Raw genomic sequence first — 7,656 nt, forward strand, 5'->3', positions numbered from 1 at the left:
TCCGCCCGACCTCGGCTACGAACTCGGTGATCGGCGCGTGGGAACGCGGGTTGGTGGCCGCCCGCGCTCCGTACCACTCAGACCCGAACGAGTTCGCTCAGCGTGTCACACAGGGCCGCGCCACCGTCCGGCGCGGCCACCACCATCTTCCGCAGGTCCTCTCCCGTCAAATACCGGTAGCTCTGCGGTGGATGGAACGGCCCGGCAGCCCGCAGGGCCGAAAGCGGCACCGGCTCTTCGAAGGCCACGGGCGCTTCCAGCGAGAGCCCACTCGCCCGGAGCGCCCCGCTCATGTACTCGTCGTACTCGCGTCGGCTGATTCCGGCCTTCGTCCGGCTGGCGGACCAGACTTCACGGGGAGAGGCCACCCGAACCGAGGCGATGCGCGCGAGGCCCACGATGGCCATGGTGGGGGCGGTCGCGTAGAGCAAGACCGGAGTCCCGGGCGGGGCGGCGACGCGCTGGCGGCGGACTTCCACCGTCTTCGTCCCGGCCAGGATCGCCGTGGCGAACCGGGGGTGGACGGACAGCAGCATCGTGCGCTCCGGATCGTTCACGGTGTTCGGTGCCCCTCTTCATAAACAGCCTGGAACAGCACGTTGCTGATCTTCGACAGTGACGTCAGCGGCAACCGTAGCCGTAGCTTCCCGGCCAACGCGGTCAACCGGGAATGCGTCACATGTGCGGGGAAGAGCTCCGTGTCGGAGAACCTCAAGGCCATGGCCTTTCCCGAACTGTCGGCTGTCGCCCTCACGTCGGCACGACCATATACGCCCAGGTGTTCGAATTGCGAGAAGAGGGTGTCGGGTTCATCGACGATCACTTCGTCCAGGCGCGAGCAGCCGATCACCATCTTCCCCTGCTGCCTGGCGCCGCTCCCGCTGACGTACCAGAGGATCCGGGCAGGGACCGACTCCCCTCGGCGCCCTGGCGATCGGTAGTAGACGTGCTCACGGCTGATGCCGAGCACATCGGCCCGGGGGACGAGCATGGCCGGAACGTCGAACAACTCCGTCGACCAACGTGGCTTGATGGGGGCGATGAAGGACGGCAACGCCGAATCGATGAGTTTCACCGGCCACCACACCCGCTCGGCCACGCTCGCGATCTCCGGCGGCACATGAGGATCCAGGGTCGGCATCACGCGCCCCAGGCGGCTTCCGATCTCGGCGGCCACCGCGGATACAGCGGCGGCGGAGCCGCACACATCGACGAGGACCGCGGTGAAGCCGCTCTCATCGGCGATGAAGCCATCGCTGCCGGCGGCCGCCTTGGCTGCCGCGGACATGTATGGATCCGCGATGCGGACCGCCTGTGCGCCTCTCCCCCGGGCGAGCTTCTTCAACATGAAGAGCAGTTGCCTCGCGAGTGTCTCCTCCAGGGAGTGCGAGGCCGTACGCAGGAAGGCGACGTTCAGTGTGCGGCCGTCCATGGCCCAGACGTTCAGAGCCACGGGGCGTCCCACTCCGTCCCGCAGCAGTTCCCTGTGCCACAGCACACCGTCCGTGGCGAAGGATCTCAATCGCTCCGCGAAGCCGGAACCCCTGTCGCCGTCGGCCTGGTCGAAGAAGGCGACCAGCTCGCCTTCGCTGCCGGGTGTGACCGCCTCGGTGGAGAAGGCGGTACCCATGAGATCGGCCGGGCGGTACACCTGGGCCTGGTGCAGTTCATCGACATGCAGGGTGACCACGGCGGGGGAGACGACCTTGACGCGCGCCACGCCCCAGGCGACATCGGCCAGGGCGGCGAGTCCGGGATCCCGGGTCACCAGTACCTGAAGGCCGACGCAGGACGTCTCGGCCACGAACTGCAGGCGGGTGCGCTGCTCGGCGGTGAATGGTGCGTCGGGCGACTCTTTCCGTACGGCCGCTACCAACTCCGCCAAGCGGACCGAGACCGCGGCGGCGTCGGGGGACAGCGACCGCAGCCCGGCCAAGCCGGTGCGCTGATGCTGGCGCTCTTCCGCCTTCTCCACGTCGCGTACGGCGTGCAGCAGCTGCGGCGTGTAGGCGAGTTCGATCAGGTCGGCGAGCCACCCCGCTTCGAGAGCCCGCGACTCCTTCACCGCTTGTTCCGACCCCGCGCCGCGGAGCCCGGCGAAGACGCTATGGTCGACGGTCACCACGAGCAGAGCCTCGCTCCGAGCCTCGGTGAACAGATCCTCATGGCCAAGGTCGAGCCACCAGGTATCAAGAACCTCCCGGTCCTTGCCCCGGCCCACGCTCTCGCCCTTGGGGACGAAGCCGAGGCCCGCCCACATACCGCTGAGACCGTAGTCGCGACGGCACTTGGCCCGGATTCCGAGCCGGTGCGCGTGTTGCTCCTGAATGGCCTCGATCAGCCGGCGTGCGATTCCCTTCTTCCGGTGCTCCTCTGCCACGCACAAGTGGGCGAGACGCACATGGAGATTCCGTTTCGGGAGCCCGAAGAGCGCGTAGCCGACGACTTCCCCGTCCTCCACGGCCGCCAACAGACCGCCGTCCTGGGCGTGCTTGTGGTACGCGGGCGGCGTGAGCAGGCCCAGATATCTCGTGTACCTATCGCCCAGCGCGATGACCGGGCCCATCAGCTCCGATCCCTCCCCGGACACCGGCAGCACCTCGATCGCCATGTTCCCCCTTCGTGGCCACGTGACCGGCTGACAAACGTCCCAGGTGAATCTTGCCAACCAGAGCCGCCTACGGACCATGGATTGATGAGATGGACCGCATCCGGCCGGGAAATCGTAAACTGAGTCAATGCCTGCTATTGCGGCGGTGCTTGACGAAGGAGGGTGTGGCGTGTATGTCGGAGATCGCGATCCCCAACACCTTCAGCAGCTGACGACGCACCGGTTGCACGCGGACAAGGGCCTGCACTGGAATCCGTGGCCGGCTCCCGTAGTCCGCACATGCGCACCATCCGGGTCGACGACGGGAAGCGCATCGTGCTGCTCGCGCTCGACGACGGCAGTGACGTGTTCGTCTTCGTCCATGCCGTTCCCCATGGCAAGGCACACTCCTGGGCCAAGCGGCGGCTGCACTCCGTTAACGCGGCCACCCGCCGTCTCGAAGTACGTGATCTCACCGGCGGGGAGCGGCCCGTGCCCGAGGGCCACGGGACGGAAGCAGCCGAGGCCGACGCCGTCGTGCGCACGGTGAGCGGGTGGGTGGCGGCCGGCGTCGCGCCGTCCGAATCGCAGTCCGTGCCCGGTTCCACACGCAGACCGCGCGGATCGGCGACCGGCTCGCCGAGGTCGGGCAGCCCGATGACGCGCCAGGAGTGCGAGTGTCGAGCCTGCACGGCCTGAAGGGCCTCGAGTCCTCCTGCGTGGCCGTGGCGGGCGTGACCGCGTCGGCATTCCCGTTCGCGCCAGCGGTGACACCGACCAAGGTCGATCCGCTGCAGAACGCGACCGACCTCGCGGCCGAACCGTGCCTGCTGTTCGTCGCCAGCACCCGGGCGAGAGAGGCCCTGTGCATGCCGTACAGCGGGCGGCCGAGTGGCTTCCTCAACGGGGTGAGGCGGCGGGAGGGTCGACGCCCTGTCGCCCTGTGAACAATGTCAATACCTGCGCTGCCGTAGTAGTCTGCGGGACGCGCGGGAGGGGGAAAGTGGCTTGATCACGCGCCGGTAGGTGGGGGATCGTCCGCATGTATTGAGTTACGTCCAGGGAGTTCAGATGTCCACGCCCCGTGCCGTACCCGTGTCCCTGGCCGAAATTGCTCGTCTCGCGGGCGTCGGGCGGGGCGCCGTCAGCAACTGGCGGCGGCGTCATCCATCGTTCCCTGCCCGGATCGCCGGCACGGACGTCAATCCCCAGTTCTCCCTCACCGATATCGAGAGCTGGCTGCGCGAGAATAAGAAGCTCAAGGGGTCCGCCGAGCACGAATGGCTCTGGCCCCGCTTCGAGGCGCTCGGCGGACGGGACGAGACGGGAGCGGCGGTCGCGGAGGTGGGCAGGCGCCTCGCCAGCCGGGACGCGGCAGAAGGTTCCGCGTCCCCCAACGAGGCGGCGTTCCCCACAGAGGCGGCGGACCTGATCGAACGGGCCGTGGACCTGGGGCGGCGCGAAGGAAGCCTGGAGACCTTCGCCTTCCTGCTGCGCCGCTGGCTCGACGTCCACGTACGTCAAATTCCCACGACCCCCGAGCCGCTCGCCGCGATCATGGCGGACATCGCCACCCACGTCGCCGCCGCCGACGGCGGCCTCACGGCACTGGACCCCGCCTGCGGCACCGGTCACCTGCTGATGGCCGCGGCCGAGGTGGGCGAGGAGGGGGGCGGCGGGGCGCCATCCCTGCTCGGCGGCGACCGCGACCCCGTCCTCGCGGCACTCGCCAAAGCACGCCTGAACCTCGCCGAGCGGGCACCAGGGACTGAGCCCGCCTCCATCGACGTACGCGCGGGGGACTCTCTGCGCGACGACCCGTTCGCCGACGTCCCCGCCGACATCGTGCTGTGCAACCCGCCGTTCAACGAACGGGACTGGGGGTACGAGGAGCTGGCCACGGACACTCGTTGGAGCCACGGACTGCCACCGCGTACCGAACCCGAACTTGCCTGGGTCCAGCACTGTCTGGCCGGACTGCGACCGGGCGGCGCGGCCGTGCTGCTGCTGCCCCCCGCCGTAGCGGCGCGCAAGGCAGGCCGGCGCATCCGCGGGTCCCTGCTGCGCACCGGCCAGCTGAAGGCCGTCTTGGCGCTGCCGCCGGGGTGCGCCGCGCCGCACAGCGTCTCCCTGCACCTGTGGGTACTACGTGCGCCCGCGGCAGGTGAGGAGCCACCCGTGGGCGGGCACCTGCTGGTGGCCGACGGCGTGTCCCGCTTCCCCCGGGACACGGGCCGCGAGTGGGCCCCCGACTGGGCGGCGATCGGTGACTTCCTGCGCGAGGCAGTGGGGGGGACGGACCCGACTGAGGGGGCTACACACATGCGGCGCGTACCCGTCATCGAGCTGCTCGACGACGAGGTCGACCTCACCCCGGGACGCCACATCACCGCGTCCCCCGTGGACAGTGCGCCCCGACTGGCCGCGTCCTGGCGCGAGTTCAAGGACCTCACCATCAACATGACCAAGTCCGCCCGGCTGCTCGCGGCGCTCGAACTCGCCTCTGCCGCACAGGACACGCCCACGACCACCACCGTCGCCGAACTGGCGCGGGCGGGGGCGCTCACCCTGCGCGGCGGCCAGCAGCCACCGGAGACCTCGGTCCGCAACGGGACACCGTCCGCCGAGGACATTCCGCTCCTGACGGTTCCCGACCTCCTGTCGGGCGGCGCACCCAGGGGGCACCTCACCGCCGACGACCCGGCGGTGCGCGAAGCCGTGATCGCTGAACCCGGAGACATCGTCGTGGTGGGAGTGGCGCGGGCCTTCTCCGCCTGGGTCCACGCAGGAGCACCCACCGCCCTGGGCGCTCAACTGCACGCCGTGCGGGTGCAGCCCGAGCAGCTGGACGCCTGGTTCCTCGCCGGTACGCTGCGCGCCCCGGCCAACGTCCGCCAGGCTGGGACCCATGCGACGAGCTCTTCCCGCGTCGATGTTCGCCGCCTCCAGGTCCGCCAGGTGCCCCTGCGTGAACAGCGGCGCTACGGCGAGGCGTTCCGCGAGCGCGCCGCCTTCGAACAGCTGGCGCGACGCACCGCCGAGCTCGGCGGCGACCTCGTCCACGACCTCGGTGACGAACTGGCGGCCGGGCGGCTCGCGGGCGGGGCGTAGCGCATCACGCCTCGGTTGACTCGCCGTCCGACCGAGCCCCCGGCCCGCCAGGGCCGTGCGCGTCCGCGCGCCGTGCCGAGAGTTGGGCATCGACCTCACGTCGTACGGACTCGACCTGTACGGCGTGCTCGTGAGGCAGGCCCGCAGCCGTCCGGCCTGCGGCATCGACCGTGGTGACGGCGGTCTCCAGTTCGCCGAAGGCGAGTCGGCATTCGGCCAGCCGCAGCCGGATCACCGCGCGCGCCGCGCCCTCGGCCGGACCGTCGCCGTGCAGCAGAGCGTCGTCGATCCCCTCGTAGAGACCGGCCGCGGCGCCGAAGTCCCCGGCCAGACGGAGCCCGTCCGCCACTGCCCGCCACACACGGCGCACCAGTGGGCGGCGGGCTCCCCACTCCCCGCGCACCCGTTCCGTCAGTGCGCTCAGACGGCCGGTCGCGTCACCGGGTTCACCGGCGGCGATCTCCGACTCGGCCCGCGCGCACAGCAGTTCCACCGCGCGGGTGTCCAGCCACTCCGCCTCGCCCGCCACCAAGGACGGGACAGGGGGCGCGGCGGGGGCGCGGCGTGTGCGTACGGCCCGGGCCGCGGGCCGGCGAAGCGGCGCCGTGGCGTCGGGGTGCGTGCGCGGACGGGGCCCGGGGTCGCCGGGCTGCGGACCGAGCGGTTCGAGGACCGCCAGAACCTCGCCCACAGGTGGTCGCTGTCCGGGCTGCTTGGCGAGCATGCGCAGCACGAGTTCGTCGATCGCCTCGGGGATGCCCGCGGCGTACACACTCGGCGGCAGCGGCTCCTCGTAGAGATGCCTTTCAGTCAGCCCGGAGTCCGCGCCGAGCGGGAACGGCGGGCGCCCAGTGAGCAGTTCGTAGAAGACGCAGCCGAAGCAGTACACGTCCGTCCGCGCGGTGGGCTCGCGCTCCAGCAGCTGCTCCGGCGCGAGATAACCGCGGGTGCCGAGGGTGGAACCGTGCGCCGTGTACCGGGTGGCGTCGGACCGCAGCGGCTTGGCGATGCCGAAGTCGATCAGGACGACCGCCCCCTCGCCGTCGATCATGATGTTGGCCGGCTTGATGTCCCGGTGCACGACAGGCAGCGTGTGCGCGCAGGCCAGCGCTCCCGCCATCTGTACGGCGACCGCGATCGCCGACGCCAGCGGCAGCGGCGTGTGCTCGTCGAGGAAGGTTCGCAGGCTCACCCCCGTCACCAGCCGCATGGCGATGTACGGCACACCCCGATGCGTTCCGCTGCCGTACAGCTCCGTGATGCCCGGATGGTCGAGCGTGCCCAGAAGTGTGGCCTCGCGCCGGAACCGGGCGTTCCTGACCGCGAGTTCAGCCTCCCTCTCGTCGAGGTCCAGGGCGTACAGGGCCTCGGAGTCGTGGCGTAGGAACTTCACCGCGACCTCGCGACCCGCTGAAGTCGCGTGACCCTCGGAAGTCTCACTGTCCGGGGAGACCTCGCGGGCCCGCCAGACGTGGGCCATCCCGCCCTTACCGAGCGACTCCGCCAACTCGTAGCGCCCGTCGATCAGATCACCCGTGCCGGGCCTGTACATCTCCGCGTACGAATCCGCGTCCACGCCGCGCCGCCCTTCGTCCTTCCGCACCATCCGGCACAACAGACTAGCGTGAAGCAACTGCCTTGCTAGATCTTCATGGACTCAGTTCACAGGCATATGTCATGCTGGATCGCGTCCGGGGTGCCGTGCATAGACTGCCAGGCCCGTTGTCCTGGACGTCCACATTGCCCTTGCCGCCTTGCAACGGGGGTCACCATGCAAAACCCACCGGGTGTGGCCGGAGAGGACTGGCTGATCAAGGCGAGTCCCCGGATGGCTCGGCCCGACGCCGCGGCCTGCCCCACGCACCGCCGCATCGCGAGGCGGCCCCAGCTCGTCGCCGAACCGGCCGTGCCGTTCCTGTCCACACCGTACGAGGAGTTCGGATTCGGCCCGCTCT

Annotated in this window: 6 protein-coding genes and 1 pseudogene; 4 read left to right on the plus strand and 3 right to left on the minus strand. The window is 70.2% G+C overall.

Features of this window, described 5'->3' with window-relative positions; all coding sequences use genetic code 11:
• Positions 1 to 77 precede the first annotated feature (77 nt).
• Together AAHZ94_RS04150 and AAHZ94_RS04155 are read right to left on the minus strand one after the other, a co-directional pair.
• Entirely contained in the window at positions 78 to 557 is a 480-nt protein-coding gene (locus AAHZ94_RS04150; protein WP_349990602.1) for an ASCH domain-containing protein, read from the minus strand.
• Complete coding sequence (locus tag AAHZ94_RS04155; protein WP_349990604.1) at positions 554 to 2,611, minus strand: GNAT family N-acetyltransferase; 2,058 nt, start codon at positions 2,609 to 2,611, stop codon at positions 554 to 556. The genes AAHZ94_RS04150 and AAHZ94_RS04155 overlap by 4 nt, the downstream gene beginning before the upstream one ends.
• 279 nt (positions 2,612 to 2,890) lie before the next feature.
• On the opposite strand from AAHZ94_RS04155, the gene AAHZ94_RS04160 reads away from it, so the two are divergent.
• From AAHZ94_RS04160 to AAHZ94_RS04170, 3 genes are all read left to right on the plus strand, one after another.
• Entirely contained in the window at positions 2,891 to 3,289 is a 399-nt protein-coding gene (locus tag AAHZ94_RS04160) for a hypothetical protein (protein ID WP_349990606.1), read from the plus strand.
• The gene (locus AAHZ94_RS04165) at positions 3,268 to 3,537 is read left to right on the plus strand and encodes a hypothetical protein (protein ID WP_349990607.1); all 270 of its coding nucleotides are present in this window, start codon (positions 3,268 to 3,270) and stop codon (positions 3,535 to 3,537) included. The genes AAHZ94_RS04160 and AAHZ94_RS04165 overlap by 22 nt, the downstream gene beginning before the upstream one ends.
• 124 nt (positions 3,538 to 3,661) lie before the next feature.
• Entirely contained in the window at positions 3,662 to 5,701 is a 2,040-nt protein-coding gene (locus AAHZ94_RS04170) for an N-6 DNA methylase (protein WP_349990608.1), read from the plus strand.
• A 4-nt stretch (positions 5,702 to 5,705) separates the two neighbouring features.
• Here AAHZ94_RS04170 and AAHZ94_RS04175 read toward each other — a convergent pair whose 3' ends face one another.
• Entirely contained in the window at positions 5,706 to 7,307 is a 1,602-nt protein-coding gene (locus AAHZ94_RS04175) for a serine/threonine-protein kinase (protein WP_349990610.1), read from the minus strand.
• A gap of 165 nt (positions 7,308 to 7,472) precedes the next feature.
• Here AAHZ94_RS04175 and AAHZ94_RS04180 point away from each other — a divergent pair.
• Positions 7,473 to 7,656 (plus strand): annotated as a pseudogene (locus tag AAHZ94_RS04180) (PD-(D/E)XK nuclease family protein); the annotation flags it as partial.

The organism is Streptomyces sp. HSW2009 (genome assembly GCF_040240285.1).
GTDB lineage: Bacteria > Actinomycetota > Actinomycetes > Streptomycetales > Streptomycetaceae > Streptomyces.